This is a genomic window from Bradyrhizobium sp. LeoA1Lang, assembly GCF_055413685.1.
The window spans coordinates 31,894-47,193 of sequence record NZ_JBVAPG010000062.1; the positions used below are offsets into that span (position 1 = coordinate 31,894).

A 15,300-nucleotide genomic window follows, 5' to 3' on the forward strand; every position below is an offset into this window, starting at 1 on the left:
AGAGCCCGGCCCGCAAGCGGGAGCTTGCGGGAGGCGCCTGCTACGAAAGCAAGCCTTGAATTTTTCGGCTCACGGCCGGATCGTCCAGCGACACCGCCCATTCCAACAAGGCCTGCCGGATTGTGGTCGCGACGATTCCATGGTGGGCGAGCCGATCGAGAACCAGCGCACGGTCGGCTTCCAGGCGCGCCACCGCCAGGTCTGCGAGCAGCCGGATATCGTAACCCTGTCGTGCCCCCTCCAGCGCCGCAATGAGGACCTCTTCCTCCAGAAATCCTCCGCCCAGGAAAATGACACTGACATCGGCGCGGGCAAGACGCTCTGCAAATCGATGATCTCGCCACAAGGTCAGAGCGTCCAGATCAACATGCTCAAGTGAAGCGGTGATCTGATCCGGAAGCGCGTCCCGTTCATACGCGCCGACCGCGAACTGAGGCACGGCAAAGAACTCGTGACAGACCGGAAGCAGGAACAGACTTCCGCTGCGCAGCGCGGCAAGCGCATCCGTTCTGCCACGCGTCGGGTTCAACAGAACAATGCAGCTATGGTGAGGATCGGCCAACATCGGTTCATCCTGTTTGAGCCGTGAACTCGAGACTGACCAGGCCGGCCGTCGCCCCTGCACCGGGAAGCACAACAACGGCACCGTCAAGACCGGCGTGATGGTACATCGCCTCAACCACCCGATCGGAATCGTGCAGCAGTCCGGCCAGCGCGGTGGTTTGACCAAGTACCTGCGGCGGAGCCAATCTTTCAAGCGGCCACCCGGCGCGCCTGAGGATGCGCTCCATCCTGGTGTCAGTGACGGTTACGATTGACCGAGCGCCCCTTGCTCGCATGGTCTCCAACATCGCAGCGAACAGGGCGAAGGTCGCTCGATTGACACCCGCATGGCCGATCTGAGGCGCACGCTCGGTGTCGACGCAGAATCTCGAGCTCTCCAGGACGTGCTCGCTTCGTGGTGCGTCCTTGCAACCGAGCAAGACCGCAAAGGTATCCGACAGCATGTTCGGACCGGTGGTGGGCAGAAGCCGCACACAGCCCAAGACCGTCCCCTGCTCCGAGATAGCCAGAAGATACGTCGGATCCAGGGTGTCATATATGTCGATTTCAAAATCTCCCGACACGGAGACGGTCCAGCCAAGACGATCCTTGAAGACGCGGCGGCGCAGCCGAAACATCTCGGCAAGCAAATGGAGATGCTGTCCGGCCTGACGATGATCGAGAACAATGACGCGCATGGCGAGCTCCCTTTAAGCGAGAGCGCAGCAGAGCAGAACGCGCGCCGTCGAGCGCCTGTGCTATTTGACAGGTCACCTGCCAAGGTCAGGAAGCTTGAGCAACCGTTAGCAAGCAAGCAGAAGCGTTTCCAGACGAAGTGAATACGCTTTTTTTGAGCTGAGCCGTATCCGGAAAGGTCGGCGCCCGCGGCGCTAGGACAGAAGGCCGCGACGGAGCGCCAGTGCGACACAATGCGCAATCGATACCGCGCCGAGCTTGCGCCGGGCGTTCTCCACGTGAAACGCGATGGTGCGAGGCGTAACGCCAACCAGGACTGCGGTCTCGGCCAACGTCTTGCCGCGCGCGGCCCATGACAGACACTGCCGCTCCCGCTGGCTGAGAATGGCCTCACCGCTGCCGGCGTCGTCTGTTGCGACTGGCGGCTTGGAAACATGGGTGTGGAAGTAGAGGCCGATCAGTTGCAGGATGTCGCCTGAGCTAGCGAGCAACCGGTCGAGCTGCAAGTTAGGATCGTCGGTTGCCAAGGTGAATGCGGCGGTTCGCCCGAAACCGCTTCTGATCGGGATGGTGATGCCGGACTTGATGCCGAAGGTCGCGGCCTCGACGAAGAACCGTCGCTGCTCGTTGCTGCGCAGGCGGATTGGTCCCTGCGTGGTCCAGCCGAACAGGCTGTGTTCATGGCGGGCGCGGTGAATGACCGGATCAAGGCGCTGATAGTTCAGACGGAAGTAACGGTCGGTCCAGGATCTCGGATAAGAGGAGATCAACTTCGGCGCGTTCTCGGTCATGCTCAAATACGCAAACCATCGAAAGCCGAGGCCGTGCGCCGACCGTGCTGCCAACCGTTCGAATTCGCGATCATCCCTCGCCGTTTGCAGGGCGTCGATAAACTCTTGAAACAGGTGTTCGGGCCGGCTCATGTTTGAATCCACCGTCTAGAACGGTGTTCCTTGCTTTCACGCCCTCCTTTCGCCAGGGCGGGGTTCGAGCGAAAATCAGGACAGTAGCTTTGTCGATCCTCTGGCGCCTTGAAGCGCGCTAATTGACGTTGAAGTTCACCGGCACGGTGATCGTCCGGCTGACGCCCGGCGGTGGCGCCGGAACGGGCGAGGCCCGGTGCACCAGCGCCACCACCTCCTGATCGAGTTCTGCGAATCCGGACGATCGCACCAGGCTTGCCGACAGCACCTTGCCGGCGCCGTCGATCGTGAAGCGCACATAGGCGATCCCGCGCGCGCCGCGCTCTCTTGCGTCCGACGGATAGCGCTTGCGGCGCTCAAGATGAGCCGTCAGCAGCGACTGCCAATTGGCGGGCGACATTGACGACAGTCCCGAGGCGGTCTGCGCGGCGGCAATGCGGTCCGATTGCCGAGCCTCCACGTGCGCCTGCCAGGCGACCTTCGATTCGGCAGCGGCTTGCTGCTTGCGAAGAGGCGGCTTGTTCTCCTTCGGTTTTTGCTTCTTGGTTTCCTGCTTCGGCTTCGGCTTCGGCTTCGGCTGCTCCGTCGGAAGCTGGACCTCCGCTTTATCCAGCACGACGGTCTTCTCCTTGATCTCCTGGTGTTCGGCCGGCCGGACCGGCCTGGTGGCCGGTTCGGCCGTCTGCTCAGGCGGCCGTTCTTCGCCTCTCTGCTCCTTCCGCCGCACGCTTTCTTCTGCCAATTTCTGGTCCGGCGTGATCTCGTTCCGCGCAGCCTGGATTGCTTCCGGCGCGGCCGCGAGCTCGATCATGATCGCGGCCGGCGGTGAATTGTCTGCAGCCACGACCACCTTCCCGCGCAGCAGCCAGGCCACGGCTCCGGCATGGACGCCGACCGTAACGAGGCCCGCAGCCAGCCACAGCAGGGCTTCGCTCACCTTGGCCCGGCGCGTGATCGAGCCATTGAAGTCGTTCATGGCGCAGCCACCGCAGGTGATGGGCGGGCCTCATCGGGTTCGCTCTTGCTTGCTGACGCCGCTTCGAGGCCGACCAGCGCGACCTTCAGATAGCTCGCCTCGCGCAGCAGGTTCATCACCTCCATGAGATGTTGATAGTCGACGGTCCTGCCAGCGCGCAGGAAGACGCGCGCATCCTTGTTGCCTCCAGTGAACGATTCGATCGCCGCTTGCAGTCTCTCCCGTGGCACCGGGTCGTTGCCGAGATTGAGCGTGAGGTCCTGCTTCAACGTCAGGTAAACCGGCTTGTCGGGAGGCGGCGCCGGCGACGCGGTCGAGGCCGGCAGATCGACATGAACATCGACGGTCGCGAGCGGCGCCGCGACCATGAAGATGATCAAGAGCACCAGCATCACGTCGATGAACGGCGTGACGTTGATCTCATGGTTGTCCTCGAGATCGTCCTTGAAGCGATCGCGGATGCCGCCGGCCATAACGCCTACTCCGCGGCCACGGCGGAGGTCGAAGGCTGGCGGGGGCCGGGCATCTTGCGCAAGTCCAGATCGAGGCTGACGAGCCGTTCGACCTCGGCGGCCGCATCGGCGAGACCCTGCCGATAGCCGGTGACCGCGCGCGCGAACACATTATAGATGACCACCGCCGGAACAGCGGCGACGAGACCGACCGCGGTCGTGAGCAGCGCCTCGGCGATGCCGGGCGCCACCACCGCGAGATTGGTGGTCTGCGTCTGCGAGATGCCGATGAAGGCGTTCATGATCCCCCATACTGTGCCGAACAGGCCGACGAAGGGCGCGGTTGCACCAATGGTGGCGACCAACCCGGTGCCGCGGGTCAGCCGGCGGCCAGCCTGGGCCTGGATGCGGGCGAGACGCGACGCGACGCGCTCCTTCACGCCGGCGTCCCCTGCGTGAAGGAGGATCCGGGACGACCGACGCAGTTCCTCGCCGGCGGACCGCACCATGAACACGGTGGGCCCACCCCGGTTTGCAAGAACGCGATCAGCGTCTGCAAGGCTCTCCGATGACGCAATGACCTGAGTTGTCCGCGTCGCTCTAGCGCGGGCACAGACAACCTCGACAGTCTTGGCGAGAGCCACAGTCCAGGTCGCGAGCGAGGCGAAGGCAAGGCCGATCATCACCGCCTTCACCACCCAGTCGGCCGCCATGAACATGCCCCAGGGCGACAAATCATGCGGCAGGCCGGCCCGGCGCTCCGAATCCGGGCCACGTGATGCCACGGAACGGTCGCTTGGCGTGGTCTCGGCGGGAGACGGCTTGACCGTCTTCATCGACTCTGCCGACGGCGCAGCAATGCTGGTGTCGGGCGGCGCGGCCGGCTGTTGGGCCATCCCGCAGGACATTGCCATGGTCAACACGACGAGCAGCAGCAACGGCGTGATCGTCCATTCTCGCCTCGGCAATAGTATCATGCCACGTCCTTCCAATCGTCCATCAATCGATGCCCGTAACGCGGGTCGTTGGCCCATTCGCATCCTCGCCGCGATCGCGCTTTGGTTGTGCGCCATCGACCCGCTCACGAGGCGATGCGCGCCACCGGTCGGCTCCGCACTGAAACGATCCGTCCCCGTTGGCTGGCAATCCGCCCATTCTCGTCAGGACGAAAGCTCCGGAGGATGCGTCTGTCGAACAGCGCAACGATGGCCCGCATGGTCCGACGACATTGTCCTTCGGATAGAAATGCGAAGACCGTGCAAGTGTTCACGAACATCAAGAACAAGGCGCTGAACACCAGTTCAGAAAGTGTTGTCGTCATGACTCACCCCAGCGCTTCGTTGCGGCTTTTAGGCGTTTGGCGCGGCGCGTTGCAGGAGGCTTTTCGATTTCGATCGTGGCCATCCTTGCTATTCTTCCCTGAAGGCACGGTTGATCTGATCCGAAAGCGGTTTCACAAGATAGGAAAGCGCGGTGCGTTCGCCGGTCTGGATGAAGGCCTCGGCGGGCATTCCCGGAACGAGCTTCCGTTCGCCAATACGAGCGAACTGTTCCGGCGGAACGGCGATCCTGATGACATAGAAGGATGTGCCCGTACGTTGGTCCTGCGTGAGGTCCGCAGCGACACGGCTCACTGTCCCGTCGAGCTCCGGCGTCGTGCGCAGGTTGAAGGCGGTCAGGCGCAGGATTGCATCCTGCCCGAGATGGACGTCGTGGATGTCCTTTGGCGAGATATGCACCTCCAGCGTCAGGCGGTCTTCGTCGGGAACGATCTCCATCACTGTTTCACGTGGAGCGATGACCCCGCCGACAGTGTGAACCGACAGGTTGTGCACCCAGCCATCCTGGGGCGAGATCATGTCGATGCGCCGCAACTGATCCTCAGCGGCAATCCTGCGTTCGGAAAATTCACCAATCTGCGCCTGCGTATCGCGCAGGTCGCCGGTGACCTCGGTCTTCAAGTCTTGATCGACCTGCAAACTCTGCAATCTTGCTTCGGCGATACTGCCCGCCGCCTGCGCCTGCCCCGCGACGACCTGGCCGCGATAAGCGTCGAGTGTCGCCTTGTCACGTTCCAGTTCATTAAGCCGCTGGACGGACGTGACGCCTTTTGCCAGCAGGTCGCGCAGATCCACCAACTCCCGCTCGCGAACTCGTATTCCATGCTCAAATGCTTCCTGCTGGTCTTTCAGACCGGAAATTTGGTGCTCGTATTCCTTGATACGCTCCCCAAGCTGGGCCTTCTTGCTAATCCGCGTGTCGTGCCGTGACCGAAACAGATTCTGTTCGCTCTGCATCGCGCGCGCCACTTCGCGGTCGTTCGCATGCTCCGTGAGAAGGGGCGGAAACGTGATCGTGTCCTTGTCGTCGCGCTCGGCCTCAAGCCGAGCCTCGCGGGCGGCCAGTTCGTTGAGGCGCTTGCTGACGATGGCCAGGTTTGCACGAACCTGGGTGGCGTCGAGGCGGATCAGCACATCGCCTGCTTTGACCAGCTGACTCTCGCGAACCAACAATTCGCCGACCACACCACCGGTCGGATGTTGGACCATTTTCACATAGGAGTCGACGACGAAGGTGCCGTCGGCGACTACGGCGCCAGCCAATTCTGTAGCCGCCGACCATCCGCCGATGCAAGCGGTGAATGCAAGCACAGCGAAAACGCCGAAAATGAGGTGGTGCCGGATGGAGCGGACCACGGCGACAGCATCAGCGTTAGACATCGCCTTCCTCTGTTGGGACCGGAGACGTGTCGTCGGGCGCCGCTACGACTCGAAGCGGTCCGAGCGAATGTGTCCCCCTCTGATCAGCGGGTGAGCTTTTCAACCCAGGCTGGACAGAAGTCGGCCTCATCATCCGCGGCAGGATCTCATCGCGCGGGCCGAAAGCTCTTGCGCGACCGTTTTCCATCATCAGAACAAGATCGACAATGCCGAGCACACTCGGCCGGTGTGCGACGACGATTGCTATTCCTTTGCGCGCACGCACGGCGGCGATCGCCTGAATGACAGTGCCCTCTCCTTCGGTGTCGAGATTGGAATTTGGCTCATCGAGAACGACGAGGAACGGATCGCCATAAAGCGCCCGTGCGAGACCAATGCGTTGACGCTGTCCCGCAGAAAGGGCCGATCCCCCCTCGCCGATTGGCGTGTCATATCCGTTGTCGAAACGAAGAATGAGGTCATGGACGCCAGCCGCCTTCGCCGCCTTCACGACATGGTCGGGATCCGCAGAGGGATCGAGACGCGCGATGTTCTCGGCGATTGTCCCGTCGAACAGCTCGACATCCTGCGGCAGGTAGCCGATGTGGCGGCCAAGACTTTCGTTGTCCCATTGCTCGAGCGAGGCGCCGTCAAGGCGCACCGTGCCATGGGCGGGATGCCAGACCCCGACGAGAACGCGGGTCAGGGTCGATTTGCCACTGCCGCTGGGACCGATGATACCGAGCGCACTGCCGGCGTGAATACCGAAATTGACCTCGACGACCGTTGGTTTTCTATGGCCCGGCGCCACGATGCCGACCCTCTCAGCGGTGAGATTCGCCTTCGGCTTCGGCAGCGGGGTCATGTTTGCTTGAGGTGCGACGAACGACAAGAGATCCCGCAGGCGCGCCCAACTTTGCCGAGCGATCAAAAGGGACCGCCACGTGGCGACCGCGAGATCGACAGGCGCGAGGGCGCGCCCCAAGATGACGGAACTGGCGACCATGACGCCGCCCGTGGCACTTTGTTGAGTGACGAGATACCCACCGACGCCAAGGACCGCCGATTGCAACATGATCCGAAACACGCGCGCGGTGCCGCCGAGCGCGTTGCCAACGTCTCCCGCCCTTCTGTTCGCGGCCAGATACTTCCTGTTGACCGCGATCCATCGGTCTGCACTTCGTTCACCGAGCCCTAATGCACGGATTACCTCCGCATTGCGGCGCGACCCGTCCAGGATCGCGTTGCGTTCCATGCCGTATTTGATCGTCTCCCGGACCGGAGCCGACGACAACTTGTGGGTGAGGATGGTCAGGGCCGTCAGAATGGCGGCCCCCGCCAGCGCGGTGAGGCCGATCCATACGTGGAGGCCGAAGCAGATGGCTAGATAGAGCGGCGCCCATGGCAGATCGAAAAAGGCGGCCGGCCCCTGGCCGGACAGAAAGCTGCGAATGTTGTCGAGGTCGCGCAGGGCCTGGAGACCATCACCCGGTGCGCGTGTCTGCAAAGCAAGCCGCACAACTGCCTCATGGACACGGCGGGAAAGCTCATGATCGAAAAATTCACCGGCGCGCAGCAGCACGCGCGACCGAATGATTTCGAGAAGCAATTGAAAACCATAGGCGATCATCGCCAGCACGGAGAACCCCAGCAGGGTCGGAATGCTGCGGCTTGCCAGCACGCGGTCGTAAACCTGGAGCATGAAAAGCGGTGCGGTCAGGCCGAGGATGTTGATGACCCCGCTGACCAGCGCCAGCGCGACGGCGCCTTGTTTGAAACGGGAAACAGCCGCCGCAGCCAACGGCTGCGGCGGTGTCCGCTTCATTGTTCGTGGCGCTCGTGGTGCCATCAGACGAAGGCGAAGTCGGACGCGGACAGGCTCGAGACGCCGTCGACCGTGACCGTGCTGTGCAGGCTCGCGTTGGTCGGATCGGTGTAGGTGATGGTGTTACCTGCGACGTTCACATGGCTGTCGCTGATGAACTGGCTGTAGTCGGACCAGCCATAGTTCTTGAAATCGATGAGATCGTTGCCCTGAACGAAGTCAGTGATCGTGTCGTTTCCGAAACCGTGGCTGGAATCGTAGAGGCTATGATCCCACTTGAACGTGTCGAAGTCCGAGCTTCCGCCGTTTCCGGAGAGCGCGTCGTTTCCATAGAAGCTGTACAGGTAGTCGTCGCCGGAGGTGCCGTTCTGGGTGGTGCCCGTCTCGCCGAGATAATCGACTAGCCCGGCAAAGGGCTGACCGAACTCGGTTTGGCCATAAACACTGCCGCCATGGGAGAGCACGTAGATTGCCTGATTGAACGTCGTATCCGGGCTCGTGCCGCCGGAGCCGCCGAGTTCGATCGAAAGTTCGGGCGTGGTCAATCCGAAACCAGAACTGCTGCTGCCAGTAAGACCGTGGCCAAAGTCGAGTTCGGTGATGGTGCCGCTGAATCCGCCGGGAGGCGAGTAGGTGAATCCCGAGCCATGCAGGATCACTCCGGAGTCGCCCGAAACCCCGCTATTGCCTGCCGCCCATTCCGAGTAGGGTGAGGAGGTCGGATAGAAAGCACCGTTGTCATTGTAGTTGAAGTCGTTTTCCCAGGCACCGGTAAGATATCCCAAAAGATCGCTGCTGGCCGATGTAAGGTTGATGGTGGAAGTCATCTTTACCTCTTCTCTTGCTCAAACGTTCGTCTTGCTGACGAACCTCGGACCCCACGTCGAGAGGTGGGGAAACTTGGACTCTAGCAATGCAGTCGCCGTCCGGGCCGGCGCGGAATAGGCATCCGCCTCGGACTTGTCGTAACGCGCGTCGATCTCGGGGTGAAAGTGCCGCCCCCCTTGAATTAGAAGCGATAGTTCACGCCGATCTTGATCGCATGAAAATCAAGATCGTTTTCCGCCCTGCGACCGTTCGTCGTCTGGGACGAGCCAGGAACTGTGACTGTCTGGGTGCGATAGAGGCGACATCCGCCGCCGCGGGACGGAGGAAAGTAAACAGCGCAGATTTGGGTCTGTACCGCGTACGGCAGCGTCACGCCGGCGGTCGCATTCGGGAAGAGAAACTCCCTATCTCCGAAATGATCGTAAGAATACTCTCCTCTAAGAGACCAGTTATTGGTCAGCGCATATTCGAATCCCCCGCCGAACGTCCATCCGCTACGTGTCCCTGAGGCCTCTTCGCGAAAGTTGAGTTGAGTGCTAGGCACGCTTCCACTGACGGCCCGATACTGACTGCGAACTTCGCTTTCGTTCAGGAACGTCAGACCGCCCATCGCATAAACAAGCACGCGATCGAAAGCGTAGCCGACGCGGGCGCGCAGCGACGCCGTCCAGTCGAACTGGTAGTCGGTCTTGGCCTGCAGGAAGCTGCCTGTCGTGAGCTTGGGGGCTTCCGTTGCAATGGCGTCCTGCGTCTTCCGGAACTTGGTCCAGGAATAATCTCCCTCGATACCGATCACCACGCGGTTCGAGAACTGATAATTGAACCCGCCCTGCAAGCCTCTCGTCAGATCGCGGAAGCTCAGGTCAGCCGACTCCGTCGCCGGGATAGCTCCGGGCGTTCCATCGCCGGCCGTCGTGACTCCCTTGGTGCGGGCCAGGCCGTAACCGAGGTGGCCGCCGAGATAAAGACCGGTCCAGTCGCTCCCCGGAGCGCCGTCCGAGGCATTTCCGAGTCTCGCGTTAGGAAGATGACGAACGAGAGGCGTCGTTTCGTTCAGCGTCGTCGTGTAGCTGATCCGGGCGGTTCGGCCGGGCGACGGGACGGCGATCGAGGTGAGCGCGCCGAAATAATATTGGTCCGTTAGATTCTCGATGCTGAAATTGATCGTCGAGTCGTCATCGATCTTGTAGATGCCGAACAGGTCATACACCTGATATGAGGGCCAAGTGAATGTATCGCCGCTGGTTGGCGGCCAGACGCTGCCCGAGCGTGCCGATGAGAACTGGACCCGTCCGCCCAACGTCAGCTTCTGATCGAACAACCGGATGCCGGCCGTCACGCTGCCGGCATAATTCGGCGGGACATAATTCGCAGCGTAATCGTTTTTCAGTGCGCCCGTCGGGCTCGCCAAATCAAACTGTGACGTCGGCGGTGCGCAGCTTCCTGCTGTCTCGCAATATTCAATCTTGGTGTATTTGGTGAAGGCGCCCTCGAGGAAAAACGCGCCCGAGTCATAGTTTCCGGACATTTCGAAGCCGCGGAAGTTGGCGCCGTTGATATTGTACCATACGTATTTATGGTCCGCAGCCGACCCGGTTGATCCGCTGCCGGTCTGGTAGCGGACGATATAGTCATCATAGTGATTGTCGAAATAGGCGAGCTTGACGCGAAGCTTGTCGCCGGATTGGAGAACGTTGTTACGCAGGATATTCAGGCCGGCTTCGTAATCCTTGGCGATCTCGGGCTGCAAATCCGGATTATTCCAGAGCAGTCCCTGATAATGCCAGTGCGTTTCACGGAGGCTCGGAGGGCGGTAGCCTTCCTTGTACTGGCCGTAGAACTGGATTCCCTCCATGGGCGATATAACGACAGCGGCATTGGGACTAACACGCCCGCCTGACCGATCAGGAAACTTGGTGAGGTATCCTTCGCCGCTGGAATTGTAATGGTCATAGCGCAGCCCTGCGGAGAGCGTCAGCCGGTCGATCGGCCTGAGGCTTGCGTTGCTGAATGTCCCCGTCATCAGTCGCACGCCCGAAGGGCCGTAGGCTTCCCAGCCCTCCGACCCCGACACCGAACTCGGAAACTGCTCGGCCGTAGCGCGCTCACGCGTGAATTCAACGCCGTTGTCCCAGGTGAGCTGACCGAGCGGCGTGGTGAACACGGAGGTGTTGCCGACATCTCCGCCGAGCGTAGTGTCGCCGTAGGGACCAGGAAGCACGCCATGGCGTTGCGACGCAAGATCGGTCAGCCAGAGGTTGGCCCGCATTTTCACATACGGACTGTCCGACGGCTCATACTTATATTTGGCCGTGTAAGTATCGACACGGGTCTCGGACAGCGGGAATTGTCCGTAGGGTAAAATTCCCGACACTATCGCAGCCTGATAGCTCAGCTCATCAATCTCACCGTAATGGGAGTTGTAGGAGAGATAGTCGAGTTCAAGCGACTGGCCGTCGCCCCACTTCACCTTTCCTTTTGCAAGAAACGAATCCGTGTTTTCGGAGGTGTTGAAGACCTCCTGGCCAGGCTTTACGAGCGAATTGGCATTTGCGGTCGTCGTAACCGCGTTTGCAGGACGGAATGTGATTCCATCAGGGACTTTTGTTCCGGCGAAGTAGTTACCTTGCACGTGCTTGGAATAGGCGACAATGAATTCGTAGTTCTCCTTGATCGCGGCGACGGCCGCACTGCCCGAATATGTGTCGCCGTTGAAAAAGGATGGCCGGCCATTGGCTGCCGTGTTGACAGCATTGTTCGACAGGAAACTTGGCGACTGCTCCGCTACCCCGTTGGTGACGAGGCTGCCTTTGACGCGCGTACCAAATGTCTGGCCGTCCTTGACGATGTCGCCTGCTTCGAGGGTGCGGAAATTGACGTTGCCACCGATGCTCCCAACACCCACTCCGCTGCCCGGTCCCTTGGAAATGTCGACACCGCCGATCAGATCGGGATCGACATAGGTCTCGTCGCGGTTTCCGATATAGCCCCGATAGGAGCTCGTGTTCTGGCGCGCACCGTCAATCGTCGTGCCCACGCGGCCCATGCCTTGCAGGCCCCGGATATTGGGATTGATCGACGTGCCGACATGATTGCCCGCCGAGATTACGCCGGGCGTATCGATGAACACGTCGCCGGCCGACGCCGGCGGCAGGCGATCGAGTTGCTCGCGCGAGACGTGCGAAACCGATCCGGGGGTCTCATAGGGCGTATCGCCGTTCGTCGTAGAACGATTGGCGGTCACATTGATGGGATCGAGAACAAGAGAACCGTCGGCCGCCGGCCGGCCGGCAGCGTCTGATGCGTCGGCTGAGGGTCGCCCGCCAACGACGGCCGTTCCTTGCGAGGTGATGCGGTAGCTCACGCCGGTTCCGCGCAGAAGCCGCTCGAGCGCCTGCTGCGGCGTGAAGCTACCGACAACGGAGTTGGATCGCACACCCTGCGACGCTTCGGAGGGAAATGCGACCTGAAGTCCGGACTGGCGGCCGAACTGGCTGAGCGCGTTCGTCAGCGGCTGAGCCGGAATGTTGAACTGACGCGCCGGAGCGGTCGTATCTTGCGTTTGCACGATCTGAGCGAAAGCAAGGTGCGCGTATAATACCGGCCCGGCAGACAGCGCGCAGACGCCAGCACTCCGGAGCAATCGGATAGTCGCGCGCTTCGACCTACTTTGTGTTACCGATCCAATTCTATTTGTTACGCTCCCAGTATGCATCAACTCGCTCGTCTTCACTTGTCATTGCGCAGCCACTCCGTAGGCATGCACTTCCGACCGCAAAGACGTAGAGCTGCCGCAAGATTCTCACGGTAGCGCTCGTTTTGGAGGAATTATAAGATTTGCGAGCGAACCAATTACAGACGCGACACGATCCGCACGAACGGGGTCAGGGCCCGGACTTTGCCGCCGAAGGGCTCGACGAGCCCAGCGAGCGCGCGGTCAGGATCGCGCAGATCGAACAGCCCGCTCACCTTGCGGCCCGCAAGGCTTCTGTCGGGAAGCAAAATCGAGGCCGAGAAATAGCGCTGGATCAATTCGATGGCCGATTCCACGGTGACGTTGGACAGAATGACCTTTCCTTCACGCCAGGTTCCGATTTCCTCAAGGGATACCGGCTCGATGCTTACATTACCTGTCATGTGATCGACGACGAACATTTGGCCAGGCTTGAGAACGGCAGATGGTTCGTCCTTCGCGGCGGGCGTGGCTTCGATGGAGCCGCGCAGCAGCGCAACTTTCGTGCTTGTCGATGAGGCCTGGATATTGAAGGCGGTGCCATGCACCTTGATTTCGACGCCCCGCGCATCGACGAGGAACGGCCGCCTGGTATCGGGTGCGACGTCGAAGAAGACCTCTCCTGCCAGCAGCGTAACGCGGCGCTCTGTCGTTCCGATATCGGCCTTGATCGCACTGCCTCCGCCGAGCTCGACGACGGAGCCATCGGCCATCCGAATATGTTCGGTGTGGCCGGCGGCGGTACGATAGTCGGCGTGGATGGCAATGAGGATTGCTGGAGCTGCAATCCACAGCACGCATGCCGCGACAACCGCGGCGACAACAATCTCGCTTGGTCGACGATATGATCTGCGCACCGTCCCGGAGCGTGGAGAAAAGCCGGGTGCGGAGGTGTGCGCCACGTGCAATTTCAAGCGCGGATCGACGTCTTCCCAAACCTTCTGATCGTAGGCGGGTTTGACCGCGCCGAGCACGGTCCATGTCTTGTTGGCGCGCTCCCACGCGCGCCGGTTCTGCTCGCAAGCCGCAAGCCAGGCTTTGAATTCATCGAATACTGCGGAGCCCTGGGACGCGTCTTCCAATCGTAGAATCCAGCCTGTCGCCTCCTCGAGCAGCTGATGCTCCGTATCGTGTTTCGCAGCCAACGTTCCAATGTTCCCTGTCGCGGTGCTGTGTCGCCGTCTACCAATGAACAAGACAAAGCCGTCAACCCGAACGAAGTCGCTGGCTTCACATGTTTCTTTACAAGACTATTCGCGGCCGTCCGAGTCCTGTTCGAGCCGAATCGTGACCGTTGCTACGGCCGCTTGGATGAGACGGTAGACCGTCGGAACAGAGACTCCGAGGTGGGCAGCCACCTCTTCGACCGAGTATCCGCCGAACCTGTGCATTTCCAGCGCAATGCGCTGTTTCTCCGGCAGCCCGGCGATGATGTCCATGGCTCGGCGCTCGCTCTCATAATAAAGAACGGTTTCCTCAGGCGTGGGGGCGGCCTGTGAGCTGGCCCAGACCGGCGCATTGTGGGCGCTTCGCAGATTTTCCAGCCGCTTCCGCCGCAGCACGTCAACGGCCAGATTGTGCACGATACGGAACAGGTATGATCGTGGACGGGCGCTCGGCGTTCTCCCGTCACCTGTCGGGATGAATTTGATGAATGCTTCCTGGACCAGGTCCTCGGCGCCCTCGCGAGAGCCGAGCAGGTACGAGGCGTAGTCGATGAGAACGGCGCGATAGGACAGATACAGAGCGAAGCGTGGATCAAGCCCTTCCTTCATCAGAGCCTTCTCCCCCGATCACGCACAATCCTGCCGCGTCCCGGTCCCGGCCTTGCCTCCATTCGCCCTTGGGCCATGACACTGGTCGGGCCCTGCCGGCCAACGCGTTGTATGACTCTTGACCCGGTCATGCCGCCCCTTCGGCCCGCTAACCTCTTGATTGATCAGGGCGCCCACTGCACGCGAAACAGTTAGAAACTCAGAAATTCGTTCGCAACGACAATAATCTATAATGCCTCTAGCTAGGGTTGAACTTGTCCGCCGCAGGCCGGTGGCTGTGTTCCATTCAGAGCTACGGAAAACGGCCGGAAGAGACTGCGCACGCCATGATCAATGGCCGCTGCGTACCGATCGACGGGGATACATGGACGACGATGGTCTTGTCCGCGTCGTATCAGGGGTATGATCGTCTCCAGTTTCGAGAGCATCACTTCAACCGGGGTCGAGAACATGACCGCGCCGCACTGGAGGCGGCGCAGTGCGCAGCCATCAGCAGCCGAGCGAACCCGGTTCTTGCTGCGTCTAACGTTGAAAGACCTAGATTTTTGATCCTGTTCTAAACGATTGTGCCCGTTCGTTTCTGGCGTAGCCGGGCTTATTCTACGGTTGGCCCCCGAGGCTGGATTGATTTGACCGCCGATCTTTCAGTTGGTTGCGGGGACACGCAACACCCGATTCTTGCGATTGATCGAAGCGTCAATCCCACGATTGGCCGCTTAAATTGGCCGTTGCCCTGCCGTTCCAGAGCGTCACCAAGGTCAGCAATCCGACGGCTGCACATGCGACGCGCATTCCGGCACGAGGATTGCCTATGTTTACGGCTTCGATTTGCATGACTTCAGGCACATCT

General features: G+C 60.9%; 13 protein-coding genes and 1 pseudogene. All 14 read right to left on the bottom strand.

Annotated elements, in window-relative coordinates:
- Positions 1-40: 40 nt before the first annotated feature.
- The 14 genes and pseudogenes from ACZYOF_RS21375 to ACZYOF_RS21440 all read right to left on the bottom strand — a co-directional run bounded on the left by ACZYOF_RS21375 (position 41) and on the right by ACZYOF_RS21440 (position 14,450).
- Positions 41-565 carry a cysteine hydrolase family protein gene (locus tag ACZYOF_RS21375; RefSeq protein WP_130229736.1) on the bottom strand — a complete coding sequence of 175 codons (525 nt, stop codon included), beginning with the start codon at positions 563-565 and terminating at the stop codon, positions 41-43.
- 4 nt (positions 566-569) lie between these two features.
- Positions 570-1,241 (bottom strand): acyl-homoserine-lactone synthase, encoded by a 672-nt coding sequence (locus ACZYOF_RS21380; RefSeq protein WP_463717010.1) that lies wholly within the window; start codon positions 1,239-1,241, stop codon positions 570-572.
- Between the two features lie 192 nt (positions 1,242-1,433).
- The gene (locus ACZYOF_RS21385) at positions 1,434-2,162 is read right to left on the bottom strand and encodes an autoinducer binding domain-containing protein (protein ID WP_028168181.1); all 729 of its coding nucleotides are present in this window, start codon (positions 2,160-2,162) and stop codon (positions 1,434-1,436) included.
- Positions 2,163-2,280: 118 nt separating this feature from the next.
- Positions 2,281-3,138 carry an energy transducer TonB family protein gene (locus ACZYOF_RS21390; protein ID WP_463717011.1) on the bottom strand — a complete coding sequence of 286 codons (858 nt, stop codon included), beginning with the start codon at positions 3,136-3,138 and terminating at the stop codon, positions 2,281-2,283.
- On the bottom strand, positions 3,135-3,611 hold the full coding sequence (gene exbD / locus ACZYOF_RS21395) for a TonB system transport protein ExbD (protein WP_463717012.1): 477 nt from the start codon (positions 3,609-3,611) through the stop codon (positions 3,135-3,137). Before exbD ends, ACZYOF_RS21390 begins: the two co-directional genes overlap by 4 nt.
- A 5-nt stretch (positions 3,612-3,616) precedes the next feature.
- Positions 3,617-4,567: a tonB-system energizer ExbB gene (exbB, locus tag ACZYOF_RS21400; RefSeq protein WP_463717013.1), complete on the bottom strand. Its 951-nt coding sequence runs from the start codon at positions 4,565-4,567 to the stop codon at positions 3,617-3,619.
- A gap of 104 nt (positions 4,568-4,671) precedes the next feature.
- Complete coding sequence (locus tag ACZYOF_RS21405) at positions 4,672-4,911, bottom strand: hypothetical protein (protein WP_394567929.1); 240 nt, start codon at positions 4,909-4,911, stop codon at positions 4,672-4,674.
- An 88-nt stretch (positions 4,912-4,999) separates the two neighbouring features.
- Entirely contained in the window at positions 5,000-6,310 is a 1,311-nt protein-coding gene (locus ACZYOF_RS21410; protein ID WP_463717014.1) for an HlyD family type I secretion periplasmic adaptor subunit, read from the bottom strand.
- The gene (locus ACZYOF_RS21415; protein WP_063623437.1) at positions 6,303-8,114 is read right to left on the bottom strand and encodes a type I secretion system permease/ATPase; all 1,812 of its coding nucleotides are present in this window, start codon (positions 8,112-8,114) and stop codon (positions 6,303-6,305) included. The genes ACZYOF_RS21410 and ACZYOF_RS21415 overlap by 8 nt, the downstream gene beginning before the upstream one ends.
- Positions 8,115-8,137: 23 nt before the next feature.
- Positions 8,138-8,941, bottom strand: coding sequence for a hypothetical protein (locus ACZYOF_RS21420; RefSeq protein ID WP_051397185.1), 804 nt, complete (start codon positions 8,939-8,941; stop codon positions 8,138-8,140).
- A 182-nt stretch (positions 8,942-9,123) separates the two neighbouring features.
- Positions 9,124-12,510 (bottom strand): TonB-dependent receptor domain-containing protein, encoded by a 3,387-nt coding sequence (locus ACZYOF_RS21425; protein WP_463717015.1) that lies wholly within the window; start codon positions 12,508-12,510, stop codon positions 9,124-9,126.
- 284 nt (positions 12,511-12,794) lie between these two features.
- A complete protein-coding gene (locus ACZYOF_RS21430) occupies positions 12,795-13,649 on the bottom strand; it encodes a FecR family protein (RefSeq protein ID WP_463717017.1) in 855 nt (284 codons plus the stop codon).
- A gap of 24 nt (positions 13,650-13,673) precedes the next feature.
- Positions 13,674-13,871: pseudogene (locus ACZYOF_RS21435) on the bottom strand (FecR/PupR family sigma factor regulator); the annotation flags it as partial.
- 54 nt (positions 13,872-13,925) lie between these two features.
- Positions 13,926-14,450: an RNA polymerase sigma factor gene (locus tag ACZYOF_RS21440; protein ID WP_463717016.1), complete on the bottom strand. Its 525-nt coding sequence runs from the start codon at positions 14,448-14,450 to the stop codon at positions 13,926-13,928.
- Between the last annotated feature and the right edge of the window lie 850 nt (positions 14,451-15,300).